11 protein-coding genes are annotated in these 19,521 nt (G+C 54.7%); 6 read left to right on the plus strand and 5 right to left on the minus strand.

Translation table 11 applies throughout. The features are described 5' to 3' along the window. Positions 1–107 precede the first annotated feature (107 nt). The 4 genes from hrpA to queG all read left to right on the plus strand — a co-directional run bounded on the left by hrpA (position 108) and on the right by queG (position 10,846). On the plus strand, positions 108–3,794 hold the full coding sequence (hrpA, locus tag H7A51_00380; protein ID MCP5534671.1) for an ATP-dependent RNA helicase HrpA: 3,687 nt from the start codon (positions 108–110) through the stop codon (positions 3,792–3,794). 191 nt (positions 3,795–3,985) lie between these two features. After that, positions 3,986–9,193 (plus strand): lamin tail domain-containing protein, encoded by a 5,208-nt coding sequence (locus tag H7A51_00385; GenBank protein MCP5534672.1) that lies wholly within the window; start codon positions 3,986–3,988, stop codon positions 9,191–9,193. 277 nt (positions 9,194–9,470) lie between these two features. Next, a complete protein-coding gene (locus tag H7A51_00390) occupies positions 9,471–9,812 on the plus strand; it encodes a hypothetical protein (GenBank protein ID MCP5534673.1) in 342 nt (113 codons plus the stop codon). After that, positions 9,812–10,846 carry a tRNA epoxyqueuosine(34) reductase QueG gene (gene queG / locus H7A51_00395; protein MCP5534674.1) on the plus strand — a complete coding sequence of 345 codons (1,035 nt, stop codon included), beginning with the start codon at positions 9,812–9,814 and terminating at the stop codon, positions 10,844–10,846. Before H7A51_00390 ends, queG begins: the two co-directional genes overlap by 1 nt. A 49-nt stretch (positions 10,847–10,895) precedes the next feature. On the opposite strand, the gene H7A51_00400 is transcribed toward queG, so the two are convergent. The 4 genes from H7A51_00400 to H7A51_00415 form a co-directional block, all read right to left on the minus strand. Further along, the gene (locus H7A51_00400; protein ID MCP5534675.1) at positions 10,896–12,176 is read right to left on the minus strand and encodes a hypothetical protein; all 1,281 of its coding nucleotides are present in this window, start codon (positions 12,174–12,176) and stop codon (positions 10,896–10,898) included. Positions 12,177–12,318: 142 nt separating this feature from the next. After that, a complete protein-coding gene (locus tag H7A51_00405) occupies positions 12,319–13,605 on the minus strand; it encodes a hypothetical protein (GenBank protein ID MCP5534676.1) in 1,287 nt (428 codons plus the stop codon). 122 nt (positions 13,606–13,727) lie between these two features. Then, entirely contained in the window at positions 13,728–14,924 is a 1,197-nt protein-coding gene (locus tag H7A51_00410) for a hypothetical protein (GenBank protein ID MCP5534677.1), read from the minus strand. Positions 14,925–15,064: 140 nt separating this feature from the next. Then, the gene (locus H7A51_00415) at positions 15,065–15,847 is read right to left on the minus strand and encodes a haloacid dehalogenase-like hydrolase (protein ID MCP5534678.1); all 783 of its coding nucleotides are present in this window, start codon (positions 15,845–15,847) and stop codon (positions 15,065–15,067) included. Between the two features lie 108 nt (positions 15,848–15,955). Between H7A51_00415 and H7A51_00420 the strand changes: the two genes are divergently transcribed. Both H7A51_00420 and H7A51_00425 read left to right on the plus strand, forming a co-directional pair. Further along, positions 15,956–17,275: a peptidylprolyl isomerase gene (locus H7A51_00420; protein MCP5534679.1), complete on the plus strand. Its 1,320-nt coding sequence runs from the start codon at positions 15,956–15,958 to the stop codon at positions 17,273–17,275. Between the two features lie 63 nt (positions 17,276–17,338). Next, the gene (locus H7A51_00425; protein MCP5534680.1) at positions 17,339–18,589 is read left to right on the plus strand and encodes a peptidylprolyl isomerase; all 1,251 of its coding nucleotides are present in this window, start codon (positions 17,339–17,341) and stop codon (positions 18,587–18,589) included. On the opposite strand, the gene ilvY is transcribed toward H7A51_00425, so the two are convergent. Beyond that, positions 18,576–19,463, minus strand: coding sequence for an HTH-type transcriptional activator IlvY (gene ilvY, locus H7A51_00430; protein MCP5534681.1), 888 nt, complete (start codon positions 19,461–19,463; stop codon positions 18,576–18,578). The genes H7A51_00425 and ilvY overlap by 14 nt on opposite strands. Positions 19,464–19,521 lie beyond the last annotated feature (58 nt).

Here is a 19,521-nt window from a genome sequence, read left to right on the forward strand (position 1 = left end):
TTGCCATTTCCGTGTCTTCCGTTCCTTCCGTGGTTTAAAAACAAGCATCCTCCACTTTCGCGCATTTCGCACTTTTCGCGGTCGGTAAACCACCGCAGCATGCCGCGGTGTCCGAGCTACCCCAGATCAACTACCCGGATCTCCCCGTGGCGCAGCGCCGTGAGGAGATCATGGAGGCGATGCGTTTGCACCAGGTGGTGATCGTGGTGGGGGAGACGGGTAGTGGTAAAACCACCCAGCTGCCGAAGATGGCGTATGAAATTGCCTGTGGGGAGGGGAAAAGCGGTCGGGTAGGCTGCACCCAGCCACGCCGCTTGGCGGCGGCGACGGTAGCGCGCCGGGTGGCCGGGGAAATGGGCACCGGGCTGGGTGAACGGGTCGGTTACCAGGTGCGGTTTGTCGAAAAAGTGCAGGATGAGACCACGATCAAGTTTATGACCGACGGCATCCTGCTGGCCGAAACCCAGCGGGATAGGGATTTGCGGCAGTATGATACCCTCATCATTGACGAGGCACATGAGCGGAGTCTGAACATTGACTTTATCCTGGGGTATCTGAAGGACTTGTTAGGACGGCGTGAGGACCTGCGGGTAGTGGTTAGCTCCGCCACACTGGATGCCGGGATGTTCTCGGAGTATTTCAATGGGGCGCCGGTGATCAACGTGGAGGGTCGGACATTTCCTGTGGAGGATTATTTTTTGCCACCGGCAAGTGATGGTGAGGATCTCGCCCGCCATGTCGGCCGTGCCGTGCAGTGGGTAACGGATCTGGACGAGGCAGGTGACGTGCTGATATTTCTGCCGGGGGAAAGAGAGATCCGCGAGTGTGCGGATACCTTGGAGGGGAAGAATTTCCCGAGGACGGAGATTCTGCCGCTATATGCACGACTCGGACTCGATGAACAGGAGCGGGTGTTTAACGTGGGCGGGCCTAACAGGCGTGTGGTGCTGGCGACCAATGTGGCGGAAACCTCCGTGACCATTCCGGGTATCGTCTATGTGATTGACAGCGGTCTGGCGCGGGTCAGTCGCTGGAACCCGTCGCGGCAAATCCAGAGTCTCCAGGTCGAGCAAATCAGCCAGGCCAGTGCCAGGCAGCGGCGGGGGCGGTGTGGTCGTATTTGCGAAGGTGTCTGTGTCCGGCTCTACGAGGAGGAGACGCTGGATGCAGCGGATGAATACACGGACCCGGAAATACGGCGCAGTTCGTTGGCGGGGGTGATCCTGCGGATGAAATCGCTGAAACTCCCCGACGTGCGCGAGTTTCCCTTTCTCAGTCCGCCGTCCCCCAAGGCCATCAGCGAGGGACACCGCACGCTGGAAGAGGTCGGAGCCATGGATAAACGAGGTGATCTCACAGATATGGGATACCAACTGGCGAAGCTGCCGTTAGATCCGCGCTTGGGCCGGATGTTGATCGAGGCATCCAAACGCCGGGTCCTCGACGCCGTCCTGGTAATGGTCGGTGGCATGAGTGTGATGGACGTGCGTGAACGCCCCCAGGAGAAACAGTCCGAGGCGGATTCCGCCCATGTGAAGTATAATGATGAAACGTCCGATTTCCTGACTTTGCTGCACATTTGGTCGGCTATCTCGCCGTTTCGGGAGAAGAGGAAATTCAGGCGCAACCAGCTTCGTAAGTACTGTAAACAGAATTTCCTCAGCTTCCGCAGGGTGATGGAGTGGGACCAGGTTGTGGCCGAGCTTGGTCGACTTGTTAGGAATACCCTCAAGGTGCAAATCCGGCCTCTCGCCTCCGAGCGCAAGCAATGGGGTGATGAGGACGAGATGCACAAGTCGCTGATGGCGGGCATCCCGATGCAGTTTGGATTTTGGGATAAGGAGAAACGCGCCTACCGCAGCACCGGCGGTCGGGAGTTCGCTGTTTTCCCGGGATCGGGTTTGTTTGGAAACAAGAAACCTGAATGGTTGTTAGGGTATGAGCTGGTGGAAACCACCCGCGTCTGGGCGCGCAAGGTGGCGGTCATCGATGTCAGGTGGATCGAGGAACTGGTGCCTCACATGTGCCGCTATCGCTACCACTCACCGCACTGGGACGAGCATCAGGGGGCTGTCTACGGCAAGGAGACCGTTCTCTGCGGTGGGCTTACCCTGGTGGACGGGCGCAAGGTTTTCTATGGCCGGGTCCGACCTGATGAGGCACACGAAGTCTTTATCCGTGAAGCGATCCTCGGCAAGGGTTTACGCACAAAGGGTCGGTTTTTACAGCGGCTCGAAGAGGTCCGCGAGGAGATCGGGAGCGCTGAGCACAAGCTGCGGCGCGCCGGCGGGCTGTGGTCGGAGGAGGCTGTCTATGATTTTTTCCACGACCGTATTCCGGCGCGGATCTGCACTGCCAAGGCATTTCAGAAATGGCGCACAACGGGCGACAACGAAGAGCTGCTCATGCTCAAGGTGGAGGATTGTATCTGGGGCGAAATCGAGGACCTCTCCGACTTTCCCGACTGCGTCTGGTATGGTGAACAAGGTTACGACGTGAGCTACTCGGAAACCCCGGGTGAGCGGACCGATGGCGTTGTGTTTGAAATTGGCATGGACCAAATCGTTGACTACCCCGACCATCTAACAGGATGGGGTGTTCCGGGAATCCTTGAGGAGCGCGTTTTTTTACTGATCCGGTCACTACCGAAGAGTCAGAGGCAGGTGTGTTCACCTGGGCGTGCGGCGGCGCAAGCCTTTGTCGAGGAATGGCATGGCTGGGAGCCGACCAGGCCGCTCAAGGTCGAGCTGGCTGATTTCCTGACAAGGCGGACCAACCATGTGATCGATGCGGGTATGTTTGAGGAAGACCGTTTACCCGACAGCCTCCGGCCCAAGGTGCGCGTCTGGAGTGATGAGGAAGAAGAGCTGGGTTTTAGTGAACATGCTGACGAAATCCGCAAAAAACTCACCGGGCTGATGCGGGAGCGCCGGGAGATCCTGGTCAACGAAGAGTGGGAGATGACCGGTGGTGAAGGTTGGGATTTTGGCGATATCCCCGAGGTGGCCGACGATGGGGTATTCCCTGCGCTGGTGGACGAAGGTGACACGGTGGGCATGCGGGCTTACCTTGACCGTGCCGATGCGGATGAAAGTCACCGCGCCGGCTGCGTGCGCCTTTTCCAGATCGACCAGGCGGGCCAGCTCGATTACGTCCGCCGCCAGTTTCCTCTCGGGATGACGGGTAAGATGATGCTCCCGATGATGGAGCAGACCAAAGGCGAGGGGATGGAGCAGATGCTGCGTATCGCTTGTGAAGGGGCGATGGCATCACCACTGCCACGCAACGCCGCGGCTTTCCAGGGCGCCGCAGCGAACGGAAAAGGAGAGCTGTTTAACTGCGCGGATAGGGTCGCCAGAGGTTTCGAGTCGATGCTCGAAAGTTACCGTGTCGTTTCCGAATGGATCGAGTCAAACCGCAACGACCGCCACCTCCACGTCGTTGCCGATGACCTCAGTGAGGAGATCGGATGGTTGTTAGGAAAGGGTTTCATCTGGCGTGCAGGTTATGCGCGTTTCTGCGAGTATGGTCGGTATTTCCAAGCGATGGAAGAACGTCTGCAACGACTGCAAAGCCTGCCCCAGGTCAAAGACGATGAAAAACGCGAGCGTATCCGCAGGCAATGGAAACCATGGTATGCCGCCTGGAAACATGAACCTGCGAAGCCGCAGCTCTGGGAGATTGGCTGGTTGCTGATGGAGTGGCGAGTTGCCGAGTTTGCGCCGGGGTTTCCACGTAAGGTGAAGGTGTCCGAGAAGCGGATTCAAGAGAAATTGACCCCATTTGATGGATGATAATTTCATGATAAAAATCGTCATGCCATATTTTTGAATATTGTGATTTGGTGGTATTCTGGCAGTATGTGTAACTCATACGGGCGATTATGAATGCATCGGGAACACTGGCTTTGTTGAGGCAGATTGGGAGAATGGGGGTGCCTCTAGTGGTATCTTGCGTAATCACTTGCGTGCATGCGCAGGATATCGTGCTCAACGAAATAGTGGCATCCAACACCTTGGGGCATTCCGACATCGTTGATTTTGAAGATTATTCCGATTGGATTGAGCTGCGCAATACCACGGGTGCTGAAGTCAGTCTGGATGGTTATTTCCTGAGTGATGATCCGGCTGATCCATTCAAATGGGCCGTGCCATCCGGCGGTAGCATAGGGGCCAATGGATATTTTCTCATCTGGGCCGACAGTCATGACGCGGGTCCTGGAGAAACCCATGCACGCGGGTATTGGCCGTGGGTTGATTTTACCACCGAGGGATATCACACGAATTTTAATCTGTCGGCTGATGGCGAGACACTGACGCTGACCAAGGCGGTCGGGATCACCAGCCAGGTTTTGATAGCAGCGGAAGACACAAATGTGCCGGGGGCCGTCTGGAAATACCTCGATGACGGCAGTGACCAGAGCACGCAATGGAGGGCGAGAACCTTTGATGACTCGGGCTGGGCATCAGGAGCATCCCAGCTTGGCTATGGTGACGGGGACGAGCAGACGCAATTGGGTTATGGGGGTAATTCTAACAATAAGTACATCACCACGTATTTTCGCCACACATTCAACGTGGCTGACCCTGCTCGCTTTCATGGCTTAAGCGCAAGAATGCTGGCGGACGATGGAGCGGTGGTCTATCTCAATGGGGTTGAAGTGCAACGCGTGAGGGTCGCAGACGGTGACTATAATTACCTGACACGGGCGACGGGAACTTTCACAGAAGGAGTTTACGAACCGTTCAATATACCGCGGTCGCTACTGATTGCAGGTGACAATGTGATAGCCGTGGAAATCCACCAGGTCCAGGCGAACAGCTCTGATATTAGTTTTGATTTTGAACTAACAGGTTATAGCCACACATCTTCGACCCAAGAGGACTCCGTCACCTTCGGAGCGCAACTCACCGATGTTTCCTACGGGCGTGACCCGGCCAACCCGACAAGCTGGGTATATTTCGGGGAGCCAAGCCCCGTGGCGGAAAACAATACCAGCATCGTGCCCGCCGCGCGCGTGGTGAGTTCGGACGTTGAGTTTTCCCTTGCCGCTGGTTTTTACTCAGGCACCCAGTCCCTGTCGCTGAGCACGGCGGACGGCGGCGCACAAATCCACTACACATTGAATGGAGACCTGCCGGACAGTTCATCGCCCGTGTATTCAAGCGCGTTGACTGTTGCTTCAACGACAGTTGTTAGGGCGCGTGCGATCGCGCCGGGGAAGGTTCCAGGTGTTACAGGAACACGGACCTATTTCTTTGGTGAAACTCCGGGTGATGTCTCTTTTGTTTCAGTGGTCACGGATGATGCCAACCTGTTTGATCCGGTAAAGGGGATTTACTACAACACGCACGAGCCGTTGACCGAGGGTGTTGCGGGGGTTCACAATGTTTATAAGGGAAAGGAGGTTCCCATTTCCTTCGAGTTTTTTGGTAAGGATGGAACACTCGCGCAAGCTGTCAATGCCGGCGCAAGAATTGGAGGTGAAAACAACTGGCGTCATAAACAAAAGGCGCTGACGATTTACATGCGCGGAAAGTATGGCGATGATCTTTTTGAGTATCCGTTGTTTGATTCCGTCCCCTGTGTCGGTTCGTTAGGGCGATTTGTCTTAAGGAATGGCGGCGATAACTGGACCAACTCAATGCTCCGAGATGCCATGATTCCGGGTATCGTCGAAGGACGCATGGAAAATGACCCCATGGCATACCGACCGTGTGTGGTATTTATCAATGGTGATTACTGGGGGATTCACAACCTCCGTGAAAAATTCGACGGACAGTATTTCGTCAGCAGATACCATGTTGATGCCGATAACTATGACCACTGCGAGTTCGGTCATATAACCAGTTCCAGCACAACCTTTGGTGTGGCGGCAGGAAACTCGGACCACTATCTGGCGATGGAGGATTTTGTGATCAACAATGACATGTCGATTGCGGCCAATTATGCTTTTGTCGAGTCGCAATTGGACATCGATAGCTTGATCGACTACGCCGTCATTCAAGACTATGTCTATAATTCCAGTTGGTCACATAACCGCGAGTTTTGGCGCGAAAGAAAGCCGGGTGCCAAGTGGCGCTGGTTACTACCGGACCTGGATCGCGGTTTTAATGGTTCCTATGTAACGAGTAATCTTCTCGATAATCTCGTCAACGAATATGCGCTCTTTGGGGGTATGATGGATAATCCCGGTTTCCGGAATCGATTGATCCAGCGCTACTGCGCGCACATGGCCAGCACCTTCAACGCGACACGTATTGCCGGTATCGTCGATGCCCTGGATGGCGAAGTTAGTGGCGAGGTAGCACGACACATCGCGAAGTGGTCACCTGAGGGGGGGATGACGGCTGCCAAGCGCACTGCTGAGCTTCAGGAAATCAAAGATTTTGCTGTACAGCGACCCGCTGAGGTCCTGATCGATCTAACATCCCAGTTTTCACTCGGTGCGACAGCGACCCTTACGCTGGCTCAAAGCAGTAGTGCGGCAGGAAAGATCTACATCAATGGTGTGTTTGTCTCTCCTGAAGTGAGTATGGTGACACTTTATACAGGTATCCCGTTTGAACTTAAAGCCGTTGCCAATCCCGGGTATGCATTCACTGGCTGGACGGGGGCGACGGGCGGTGCAGGAACGACCCTGACGCTAACGGGGGATCTCAGTGTGACGGCATTGTTTTCCAATTCGACTGAAACTATAGCTCCATCGACTGTAAGTTCCGACACAACCCTGGCTGTCGCCAACTCGCCGTATGTTTCTGAGGGGGATATTGTAGTTGATGCGAATACTACTTTAACGATTGAGCCCGGGGTGGAACTCCACATGCCTGCGGGAGCAAACATCAGGGTGTTAGGATCACTGCAAGTCCTAGGAACTGATATTGCGCCGGTTAATATCCTTGCACGTGATACGAAGCGTTGGGGCGGGATCAGCTTTGAAAATGCGACGGCAGCATCGCAGTTAAATCATCTCACCATACGGGGTGCGAGCAAGGGGCCACACGCTTTGGTATATAAAGCGGCGATCTCAGCGTTGAATTCCACGCTGGTGATGGATGGGTTGGATCTTGATGAGGTGGATTTTCCCATCTTTACCCGTGGAGGAAATATCACGCTTCGCAATAGTCGCATCCACACCACGGTGACCTGCGACTACATCAATATCAAAAGTGGGGTAGGTGCGGTGACAGGGAATACCTTTATTGGAAACAATGCTCCCGACACCGATGCTGTTGACTTTGACGATGTGGTGAATGGCATCATTCACGACAATTACATCTATCGATTCCGGGGGTTTAACAGCGACGGTATCGACATTGGTGAAGGCTGTGTTGATATCTCAGTGGAAGGGAACAAGATTTACTACAACTCAGACAAGGGTGTTTCTGTAGGGCAGGCATCGACGGTTGTCATGAAACGTAATGTGATCGTTGGCTGCAACGAGGCCGTCGCCGTGAAAGACACCGGATCAGCGGTGACCGTGGATCAATGCACGCTGGTCGATAACCAGATAGGTGTGAGTTCATTCGAAAAGAATTTTCTCAAGGGCGGCGGGGCAGCGATAGTGATGAATACCATTATAGCGGGTTCAGGTGTCGCGCCTGTTCAAGTGGACGCATTGTCAACACTTTCTGTGAGCTACTCGGCTTCAGATACCCTGCCCTTGGTTGGGACTGGCAACCTGAATCTGGATCCTCAATTTACGGATTCCACAGTGCTTAATTATGAGCTGTTGGCTGGGTCGCCCTGTATTGATGCGGGTGATCCTACTCATGCGTTGGACCCCGATAGTAGTCGGGCTGATATTGGTGCATTGTATGCCTACGTGCCGGGCGATTATCCATTTACACTCGAGCAGGTTGTTGTGGTAAATGAGGTGCTGGCTAATTCCGGGGCTGCCGGATCAGACTGGATTGAACTGCATAACCGCAGTGGCGCGGAGATTGATATCTCAGGCTGGTTTCTCAGCGACAGTGCCTCTGACTATGCCAAATACCGCATTCCTAACGGCACGGTTATTCCGGCAGGTGGCTACGTGACATTTTACGAGGATGCTCACTTTGGCGCGGCTAGTATCGATCCTGGGCGTATCACCGCATTTGCTTTTAGTGAAAACGGGGAGACAGCCTATTTGCACTCAGCTGTGAGCGATGAGCTTACCGACTATCTTGAACAGGAAAAATTTGGAGCATCGCGGAAGGATATCAGCCATGGTTATTATCACAAGGAAAGCACGGGTACCTATAATTTCCTGGCTTTGAAGTACCAGACTCCATCTGCGGCTAACAGCAGCCCGGCGGTCGGGCCGATTGTCATTTCAGAAATCATGTATCATCCATCGACCGATGGTGATGCGGAGTACATTGAGCTGCTCAATATTACTGATGCAGCAGTGACTCTCTACGATGCCGCTACCGGCACGGCGTGGAAGATCAGCGACGGTGTGGAGTATGAGTTTTCAAAGAATTCACCCGTCACCCTCGTACCCGGAGAACGTATTCTGTTGGTGAAAAACCTCGCGGTATTTAATGCAACCTACTCTGTTCCCGCTGGCACCCAACTGTTTGAGTGGACAACGGGGAGTCTTTCCAATGGTGGTGAACGTGTGCAGTTGGTGATGCCTGGGGGGCTTGATGGCAGTGGTGCCAGACAGTATATCCGCATCGACCGGGTGAATTATGCGGATGTTGCCCCGTGGGCGACAACGCCCGATGGTGGCGGGCCCGCACTGTCGAAAATCTTTGAAACCGAATATGGAAATGATGCTGCGAACTGGTCGGCTGCCACAGCATCACCCGCGACCTATGCTGCGGGTGCCAGTTATGCTCAATGGGCGGCCGATGAAAGTCTGCCAGCCGGTAAAGACGGCCCGCTTGATGATCCTGATGGTGATGGTCTGGATAACCTTACGGAATACACGCTTGGAACGGATGCCATGGTCTGGACCATGCGTCCCGGGCTCGGGGAAACAGTCGCCGATGGACAGGTCACTCTCGAGTTTGATGTTGATACTACCCAGACCGATGTCGATGTCTGGATCGAACAATCTGAAACGCTTGAGGCCGGAAGCTGGACCGTATCGAGCTCGACGCCTGTTTCCTACACAGCCACAACCCAACGTCGTCGCGTGACGGTTACACCAAAGTCAGGGGGGCGTATTTTCTACCGCTACGTAACTCGTAAAAAGCCATAGCAGCTCGACTCTAAAACAACCACTGATTGTGTAAAGTAGGACAGCTTTGCAAGCTGTCGCCTGGATGGGTGAACGCGACTCGCATAGGTTGATAGAGCCAGCCTTGCCGGCAGCTTGTAAAGCCGCCCTACTTTAAGCCTCTGGGCGACTCTCCCATCACCTTGATGCTCAGCAGTGAGGTGAAAATTTCCGAAAAGCGAATCGCATAGGCTATGGATGATCTCGACAAAATGATGTGACGATGCACAATGTGTGTATGCGTTACGTTTGTCTTTTTATGGCGGCTTTGTTTGTCCTTTTCACCTACTGGCAGTTCAATGACTTGGAACAATACAAAACCCAGCTGTGGCAGGGCTGGGTGGTGACGTACGGACTGTGTGCCGTGGTGTCGTTGGCCAGCTTTTGGAGGGCTTTGCCGAAGTGGTTCTACCTGTCCGTCGCCGTGCTGGCCCTCGCATGTGCCGCCTATTGGTCATTGGGGATTGAGTGGGATAAAACGGTTCTTTATAACAAAAATAACCCGTCTGGAAATGAAAGTGGTGGCCTTCTGGTCATTGCGATTTGGTTTGGGATACTGGCGTGGCGTCATGCTGCACTGGGATGCAGCTGTAAGAAATAGTGAAAACTGACCGACACATAGCGAAGCAAAACATCCAGCGTATTGCGCGGGAGTTGGGCTTCGACGACTGCCGGGTGTCGCGGGCCAAGCTTGCGTCTCACGCAGATCAATATCGTCGCTGGCTGGAAGACGGCTGCGCTGGCGACATGAAATGGCTGGAGCGCAATGTGGAGCGTCGTGTGGACCCCGCCGCAGTGGTTGAAGGCGCCTTTTCCGTAGTGAGTCTCGCGCTGAATTATTTTCCAGGGAAAGAAGAGCCTGGCGTGGACTACCGGATCGCCCGCTATGCGTGGAACGAGGATTACCATGATATCATCGAGTCCAAGTTAATGGACTTGAATATGGCGATGGTGGATCTTGGTGGAACACAAAGGTTTTACACCGATACAGGCCCCGTGTTAGAACGTGATTTTGCCAACGACTCCGGGTTGGGATGGAATGGCAAGTCCTGTGTCCAGATTCACAAGGGTATGGGCACGTGGTTTTTTCTCGCGGAGCTGATCACGACGCTGGACCTGCCACCGGATCTTCCCTTCGGCGACCACTGCGGCATGTGCACACGGTGTATCGATGCCTGCCCGACGGATGCCATCACCGAGCCCCATCGCGTCGATGCCCGGCGCTGTATTTCCTATCTCACCATCGAGCACATGGGGTCTATACCGGTGGAGTTTAGAAAACAGATCGGCGACAGGATTTATGGCTGCGATACCTGTCTGGACGTCTGCCCATGGAACCGCTTTGCCAGGGTGAGCCGGGAAACGAGGTTCCACGCCCGGCAGTCGGTTTTCCAACACCAACTCCGCGATTTTCTAACATTGGATGACGAGGGCTTTAGAAAACTCTTTGCCAAATCACCGATCAAACGGATCAAGCGGAGCCGGTTTTTCAGGAACGTTTGTGTCGCCCTTGGCAACGTCGGTAAGAAAGAGGATCTCGCCGCCCTGGAACGTGTCGCCAGCTCAGAAGATCCCATCATCGCGGAACATGCGGCGTGGGCGGTGGATGAGATCAAAAAAAGGGCGCAGCCGTAGCCGCGCCCTTTGAGAAAGGGGTTTTTGGTATTTGAAGCTTGGTATTTTATTAAAAAAACATGCGGTAGGCAAGTCCGTAGGTGATGCCTTGATAGACGTCGTTACCATTGGAGCTGATATCATCCCACTCGACACCTGCCATGATCTTGGAGTTGTCGCCGCAGAGGTAGTAGTTCAGTCCGAGGTAGATGCTGTGGTGCTCATCACCGCGACCGCCGGCGAGCGTGGGAATGTTTTCCTGTGAAGCGTGACCGGCGTTGCGGGCGTAGCGGCTGTTGAGTTGGATTCCTTGGGATTCGCTGGCGTGGGCATACTGGTAACGGAAAACGGCCTCGAGGCGGTTCTCTGTGATCCAGTAAGTCGGCATGAGCACAACTCCCCAGAAGTCTCCGCCACGATTGCGTGTGGCATCGTCACGGTTCGATCCATAGATGATGTTTGCCATGTAGTTGGCCTGTCCCTGTTGGGCACTGATAGCTGCAGAGGCAGCCCAGTCGAAGGAGATGGTGGTGTCGCCCGGGCCATCGTGGTCGGCGTAGACGAATGCCACCAGTGCCTCGGCTTTGTCGAAGGAGGTGGAGTCAGTGATGTCGTAGGTGACGCGTGCGTGGTAAAGTTCACCCGTATTCCAATCGGCGAATTCATTGTCAGCCATCGTGCTGAACACACCCAGGTAGAAACCCAGCTTGCCACGTGCGGCATCGATCCACGCACCGGTGAGGTTGGTGGGGAATACCTTGTTGGCCAGAGCGGAGCGCTCGATGGTTTTGATTTTCTTGGAAGAGGTATTGACCTCATGGCTTACCCTGATTTCGGATTTTCCGTAGGCAAGGTCGAGTCGGTCAAGGCTGCTGATATTAAAGGCCTTTTTAGCATTGAATGTGAGTGCGGCCTCGTAGATGTTGGCGTATCCCCAGTCGAGGTCGCCACCGGAGGGACGGCCGTCGGTCATCATGTCGGCATTGCCCTTGAGGGAGAAGAGGTTGAGGAATTTGATCTGGGCACCAAGGCGGACCCGGCGGAACTGGCCTTCGCTGTCGTACCAGAAATCCTGGCCGTTGGAGTCACCGTCGATCCATGCCTGTTGATACTGAACGCGACCGAAGATACCGACTTCCTGGATGATGGCGTTGTCGCTGCTTTTGTAGAGCGTGCCCGGGCTGTTCTGGAGCCAGCTGCAGAAGTCGCCGTTGTTGGCGGGGGGGGCATCGATGGTGGTTTTGGCATCAGGACCTGCAAAAAGAGAGGTGGCTGATGTAGTGGCGAGTGCAAGAGCGAGTGCGGCACCACGGGGGATGCGGCATGACGCGATGTTGATTTCGTTGTTCATAGGTATGATGGGTTGGGACCGAGGATAGAAGCTCGGTATGAGCGCGTAGTATCAGATATCAGGGATGATCAAAGAAAAAAGGACGCGGCATTAGCCGCGCCCAGAACTACTTGGTATTTGGAATTTGAAACTTGGAGTTTGATCAGAAATACATACGGAACGCGGCCCATGCGCTGAACCCTTCGTAGATGTCCACCCCGTCGGAGCCGAGGTCATCATATTCCACCCCGAGCATGACCTTGGCGTTGTCCTCGCAGAGGTAATAATTCAGGCCAAGATAGGCGCTGTGGTGTTCGTCGCCACGACCTTCTTCAACGTCTGGGAGACCCTTGACGGCACCCGCACGGCGCACATAGCGGCTGTCGATGCGGATGCCATGAGCCTGCTGGGCCTGGGTATACTGGTAACGGAAGACAGCCTCGAGCCGGTTTTCCACGAGCCAGTATGACGGGAGAATGACAACCGACCAGAATGATCCTTCACGTTCGGGGCGTGGTTTGCCACGGCTGTTGGATTCCGCCCCGTTGTCGCCGTAGATGAAATCCGCCAACAGGTTGAAACGGTCTTTTTCCCCGGTGAATGCCAGTGAGCCCACCCAATCGAGGTCGTAGGCGCCGGGGCTTTCGGGATTGGTGCCCGAGTTGTCGCTCTCGTCACCGTTCATGGTGAGTCGAAGATCGAGGCGTGATTTTTCAAACCAGGGCATTTCTTCGATTTCGCTCCCGAGCCTGAGGGTGTAGAAGTAATCGTTGGAGGCGTCAAATTCTGAAAATTCAGGTTCCAGATCACCGGAGAAAACACCGAGGTCGAGGTCCCAGGGGCCCTTGTCGATGGAGATCACCAAGCCGGTGGAGCTGGGTGGCGTGGTGAAATTACTGATCGCCGAGCGCTCGATCGTTTTGATGTGGCGGGACGACAGGGAGTATTCGCCGTTGCTGATGACCTTGTGTTTGCCGACGCTGATTTTCAGGGAATCCAGCGCTTGAATGTTGAACGCCTTCTGGGCGTTGAAGGTCAGGGTGGCAGAGTAGATGTCCGCGTATTCAATATCGTGATCACTTTCCAACCCGGTGGGAGCCAGGTCATCTGCGAGATCAAAGCTGGCGCTCAGTTCGAAGAACTGGAGGAACTTTACCTCGGCGCCGAGCCGGAAGCGGCGGATCTCCTCCGTATCATAATTGAATTTCCGTCCGCCTGACTCCCCGTCGACGTAGCCATATTGCCACTGGAAGCGACCGTCGATAGCGACCTCCTGGATGTAGGGGTTCTCCTTGTTTTTATAGAGGACGCCGGGGTCGTCTTGCAGCCATGCGCACCAGTCGCCATTCTTTGGCACGGTTTTTTCTGACCGCGCATTGCTACCGGCGAATGAGGTGATGGTGGTGAGTGTGAGTATGCAGAGGGAGGCAGGAGCGGTGAATAGGGTCATAACAGGTGACGGGTACAATTTCCGAGAGCATGGATTATCAGTTTTCGCCGGATTGGAAAGCACGAAAAAGGATGCAACATCGCGTTGCATCCTTTAGAGGTTTTGGAATGGGGGTTCTGATATTAAAAATACATGCGGTAGGCGAGCCATGCGGTGAGGGCATCGGCATCGAGGCCCGCCTCGTTCTCGAGGGTCTCGTATTCAAGGCCAACCTGGAACTTGGAGTTGTGGCCGCAGAGGTAGTAGTTGAGGCCTGCATAGAGGGTGTGGTTTTCACTGCCCTTGGCACCAAAGCTGCCCTTGCCGCCGACATCGTCCGCACGGCGTGCGTATCGGCTGCTGAGTTTGAGATGGTCATCATCAGAGGCTGCATACTGGTAACGTGCTACAAACTCGAGCCGGTCTTCGATGAGGAAGGTCGAGGGCATGATCACAAGACCGTAAACAGCGTCTCCATCGTGGCGTTCACCGTAGAGGATGTTAGCCATGATTTCCCAGTCGCCGACGGTGGTGGTGTAGGCTGCGGATGTGCCCCATTCGAAACCGAACCCATCGACGTCACCCATGCTGATGTCGTTGTAGAGGAAATCGAGGTTGACGTTGCCGCCTGCCGCCTCGAACTGGAGGTTGGCGTAATAAGCGAGGCCTTCACCCCATCCGGCGAGTTCGTTGTCAACATCGGTGCTGAAGACACCGAGGGTTCCATTGACGCCTCCTTTGGCACCGCTGACGGTCAGGCCCGTAGGACGGGCAGAGGCGTAGAAGTAGTTGGCGATGTTGGAACGCTCGATGGTTTTGATTTTCTTCGATGAAGTGTGGGCTTCCTCTGAGAAGGTGAACTTATGACGGCCGTAGGTAAAAGCCACGTCGTTGAACCCGAGAATATCGCCTGCACTGTAGGTCAGCTTGGCTTCGTCCAGGCTTTCATAGCCGAAGCTATGGTCGTTAGGTCCGCCGTCTTCAAGGTTGGCGTTCACCTTGAGGGTGAAGTGGTCGAAGAACTTGACCTCGGTTCCAATGCGGAAGCGGCGGATCTCCGTGAAGTCATCGTCAGCACTCATTCCAGCGAAATCCTCTCCGTCGACGGTGCCTGCCTGCCACTGGAAGCGGCCAAAGAACTTTAATTCCTGGATGAAGGATGCGTCGCTGTTAGAATAAAACTCCCCGAATGTCTTCAGGCTGTTACACCAGTCACCGTTGGATGCCGGAGGTGCCGGGGTGTCAACGATGGCTGCTGGTCCGGCCAGGGCGGGAAGAGCGGTTGCGATAGCGGCCAGTGCGGCGGCTGTGGTCAGTTTGTTTGTCTTGGTCGTAGTCATAATTGAGTATGATGAGTTGGGTATTCGAACAGTCCCAGGCAGCGGGTGCCGGTGAATGTCCGTGCACGCAATAAACCAGACATTCGCCCCCACACAGGAGAGCGATTACGAAACAATTCCGTCACATGGAGCGACGGGGTTTAGTGATAGATTCCTAGCGCCTGGCGGAGGCAGGCGATGGCAAACTGACGTTTGCCCGATGTCGGGCGAGCAGGGGTGTAAAGCTTCCAACCCCGTTTTTTCCCCTCTTCGCTGAGTTTGTCCGTAGGATGTACCATACTGGCCTGCTCGCATATCAGCAGCATGGGTAAATCGGCGTGGCTGTCGGAAAAGGCATGGCTGTTAGGAAGGGTGTCCTTGGATGGATCAAACCCGGCCGGAAAAACCGGGTGCATTTTGCGTAGCTTGTTAGAGCCCTTGTTGTTTCCACCCGGGGTGTCGGGAAAGAGCCTGACCCGGCCGTTCACTTCAAGTCCGGTGCCAAAACAATGATCAAAGCCGAGTCTTCTGGCGATAGGTTTGACCCATATCTCAGGGCTTGCGGAACTGAGGACCGTGGTGCGGCCGAGCTGCTTCTGCTCCTCCAGCACAGCGAGCATTTCCGGGTAGAAGGTGTCCGGTAGGTGGAGATCGACAAATGCGTCTGCGAGTTGGTCCAGATCCTCCTGTGTCAGGCCCCAGAGGTAATTGAGGAAAACGCGTTTCATCCCGCCGGCACCGAGGAGTTTGGCCAGGGGGAGAAATGGAATGAGGATGAGTAGGTAGAGTCTGCGTATGGGCATGCGCTGTAATACAAAATTACAGAACAGGAGCTGCGTGTCCCACGGGACCAGGGTCTGGTCGAGGTCAAAAAGCGCGTATCCCTTGCCGGTGTCCGGGGTGTCGGCTGGATTGGCGCCGCAAAATGACGTTGTTTTCTCCACGGGGTGAGCCTTGCTGGTGAATTTACGGATTGCAAGCCCGCATAGCATGGGGCATCAATTTCCCCGATGAAACCCCTGATTTTTGCTGCAAGTGTGCTCATTGCCATGATGGCCGGGAGTGTCCATGCCCAGATTTATGCCGATGTTACGGTTTCCCACCCCGGGATTCCAACGGGGACGGGCACATTCCGGGTAGACTTGGATTACATCAATGCTCCCAGGACATGCGCCAACTTCATTGGTTTGGCAACAGGACAGAGGCCATGGTTGGATACAACCACGGGAAAAGTTATCACAGGAACCAAATATTATGACGGAACGACCTTTCATCGCTTGATTCACAACTTCATGATTCAGGGCGGCGCCCGCACTGGTGGACCCGGATACATGATGCAGGACGAATTTCATCCGAGCCTGAGGCACAGCGGCAAATATGTTGTCTCTATGGCGAACGCCGGAACCAACACAAATGGCTCCCAGTTTTTTATTACCTTTGTGGACACTCCACATTTGGATGATAAACATTCCGTTTTTGGTGAGGTGGTTAACCACGGACCGTATCCAAACGGGAGGGACATCATTGATGGGTTCACCAATGCCGCTGATTTTCCCACAGATGCTGGCAATGCACCGACCACTACAATCACCATTGATTCGGTAGTAATTTCCGGCCCAGGTTTGGCGGGTTTTGACATCAATGACCCGTCCCTGCTGCTACCCGCTGTGAACGGGGTGAATACGGCGATTGGGTATGATCCCGATACGGATACTTATTCCATGACCTGGGACCGTAAAAATCAGGTGGAGTATTTTTCTGCTCTCTCGTCGAACCTCAGCAGTTGGGGGTTTGTGAGTAGTCCCTACCTGGTTAGCCTTAACGATGAGGCATCCTGGACATATCATATTACCGGCGTGACCGGTAATCAATTTTTCTCTCGGGTGACAGCGATTGATTACTCCCTTGTTCCCCGCGCTCCAGAGGACCTTGTGGCAAATGGAAAGGTGTTAGCGATCGGTATGCCTGGTGGCGAAACCGTTACACTTACATTCAATGGCACAGGAGGTGGAACATGGGTGCATTCGGGTGGTGCCTCAGGGAACATAAGTGGGGTGACATGGGTTCGCGAAGCGCCTCCATCGACAGGGATCTTCTCTTTTCCTGTTAGCCACGGCGATGATATTCCGCTAGGTAATTTGAAGGTGACCTTTGATTCTCCCGTTGGCACCCAGCAGTGGTATTCAGTGGATTTTGAGTCACTGCAGGCAAACACCAAGGCATCAGGTACCGTTGATGGCATAGTCAGTTTTCACACAGCTACGAGTGGATGGTGTGCCGGGGTGGTAGTAGTGCCCCAGTATCCACCCATACCAGGAGGGGCAACCACGATGAACCAGACGGAATACGTGCCGTTTACTTATACACCCTAACAAAATATACAAGGTATGTGTAGGAAACCGTCAAGTTTACTAACAATCGCATCGATATGGTGTATGAGTGCGTGGGCTGAGGTTCATGCCGCCCTTCTCGCTGAAGTGCGGACGAGCTTGGGTAATTTCAGCATCAATTTAAACTACACCGGTGCACGCAGGACGGTATCACACTTTATGCAACTGGCGTCCGGTCAACAGCCGTGGCGGAATACCACCACGGGTGCGGTGGTCTATAATACGCCGTTCTACAATGGCCTGACCTTTTACAAAAAGGTGGATACCTCCGTCCCCCTTCAGAAATACATCCAGACGGGTTCGAGGACCGGTTTGGAGAGTGATGGGGCAGGGTATAAACTGCGCGACGAGATCCGTTACTATGCCGTCGGCGGCGGACTGGTCGCTCCCCATGGCCAGTGGACGGTGACGATGGCGAATACCTTGATCCAGTCGGGAACCGTGACATTGCCACACAGCGGCTCCAGCCAGTTCCTGATCAGTTTGGTGAATGATAGTTCCTTTGATGGGAAAAACAGCGCCTTTGGTGTTATCGAAACCCAGTTCATTGAGTACAACAGCAACGGTGTGCCCACCGGGGTGGTTACGAACGGCAGGAGCGTGGTTGTCGATATTTTTAACAGTGTTGTCCCGGTGACAATCAATTCCATCACCTTCCGAAGGACGGATTACTGGGCCACGCAATTTGATGAAACGGAGGCGCTCGCCGAGCTGCCGAGTGTGGGTAGCCGGGTTATCAGGTCGATCAGCCACGGGGCGACAAATGTAACTCTGACCCATAGCGGGGCGGCTTCATCGGAAGTCCGTTTATTCCAATCCACGGACCTGCTTTCCTGGAGTCCCTATCCGAATGCGACGCATTACGTCCCGGCAAATACGGTATCTCCCACCTCAGTCTCCCTTCCTCATGGAGGCAGGCCGCGGATGTTCTATCGACTCTCGAGCTTTGATTATCAGGTGGATGCGACACCGCGTCACCTTCTGGGCACGACGGTGACGGTTGGGCTGGGAACTCCCGAATACATCCAGTTTGTATTTGATGCCGCAGGCATCAATCCCACCTATCAACGCTTTAGTGACGGTGCCACGGGTACCCTGGTCTACGAATATACTCCCAAGGGGCCGTTCGAGGCGGAATTGTTAGTCACGTCCCCCGGGCTGGGCGACACCACTTTATACAGTCTCTATTTTGGTGGGACCGATCTGGACCCGTCCAATGTCGGGTTGATGAAGGCCTATATTTTCAGGGCTTTCCAGAACGGGATCAGTTCACACTTCAAAATCACCTCCCCGTAGCCTGATTCCGGCCCGCCAGTTTCCAAAGTGCGGATATGGCTGGGCGCGCGAGGTTTTTCTTGGTGGTGCAGAGCCCCACGACATACGGGGCGAGCTGCGGTGTGCCATGGACGATTTTCACCTCCTTCCGGAAAGGGCTGCGTTCGAGCACAAGCTCGGGGACCATACCTACGCCGCAGCCCATCCGAACCATCGCCAGGATACCCTCATTGCCTGAGACCTCGGTGTTGATGTTAGGGATGGTTTGATGTTTTTTGAGCCACTTGTCGAGTCGCCGACGCGACAAGCCGCTACGAGGCAGCACGAGTGGTGCCCGGGTCAGGTCGAGTTGTCCCTCAGCCATCGGAATGTCCATGGCCTTTCGAGGGGCGATAAAAACGAGATTGGTCTCCGTCAGGGGCATGAACTCGAGCCGGGAGTGCTGCTGGTCAGGGAGCGCGGCCACCGAAACGTCAATTTCCCCGTCGAGAACCTGCTGCACAGCCTCCTCCGCCGATCCTGTGCGGAGCTCCAGCTGCACATCGGGGTAGGCGGCCCGGTATGACTCTAGCAGATCAGGCAGCAGGCTGTAGACCGCGGTGACGGATGCGTAGATGGAAACCAGCCCCGCGACGCGCCCGTCATCGCTGAGATCTTCACAAAAAGTCTCCCAGTCGCGGACCGCAGTGACCGCGTAGTTGCGGAATTTTTCCCCGGCTGGCGTAAGCGCGACCGTCCGGTTGTCGCGCAGGAACAGCTCTTGCCCGACCGATTCCTCGATGCGCTGGATGCTACGGGTCAGTGCCGACGGGCTGAGGTTGCACGCCTGGCTGGCACGGCCAAAATGCAGCTTGTCCGCGAGTACAAGAAAGTTTTTGATTTCATGCAAATTCAAACCGGACATAGCGTATCGACAATTTCGCTGTGTGCAATAAAACATCCCGCGAAAGCCT

The sequence above is a fragment of the Akkermansiaceae bacterium genome (genome assembly GCA_024233115.1).
Classification (GTDB): domain Bacteria; phylum Verrucomicrobiota; class Verrucomicrobiia; order Verrucomicrobiales; family Akkermansiaceae; genus Oceaniferula.

Coding starts and splice junctions, on each gene's coding strand:
- H7A51_00420 (MCP5534679.1), top strand. CDS start 15,956: ATGGCCGGGAGTGTCCATGCCCAGATTTATGCCGATGTTACGGTTTCC.
- H7A51_00425 (MCP5534680.1), top strand. CDS start 17,339: ATGAGTGCGTGGGCTGAGGTTCATGCCGCCCTTCTCGCTGAAGTGCGG.
- H7A51_00410 (MCP5534677.1), bottom strand. CDS start 14,924: ATGACTACGACCAAGACAAACAAACTGACCACAGCCGCCGCACTGGCC.
- H7A51_00405 (MCP5534676.1), bottom strand. CDS start 13,605: ATGACCCTATTCACCGCTCCTGCCTCCCTCTGCATACTCACACTCACC.
- H7A51_00390 (MCP5534673.1), top strand. CDS start 9,471: ATGGCGGCTTTGTTTGTCCTTTTCACCTACTGGCAGTTCAATGACTTG.
- H7A51_00400 (MCP5534675.1), bottom strand. CDS start 12,176: ATGAACAACGAAATCAACATCGCGTCATGCCGCATCCCCCGTGGTGCC.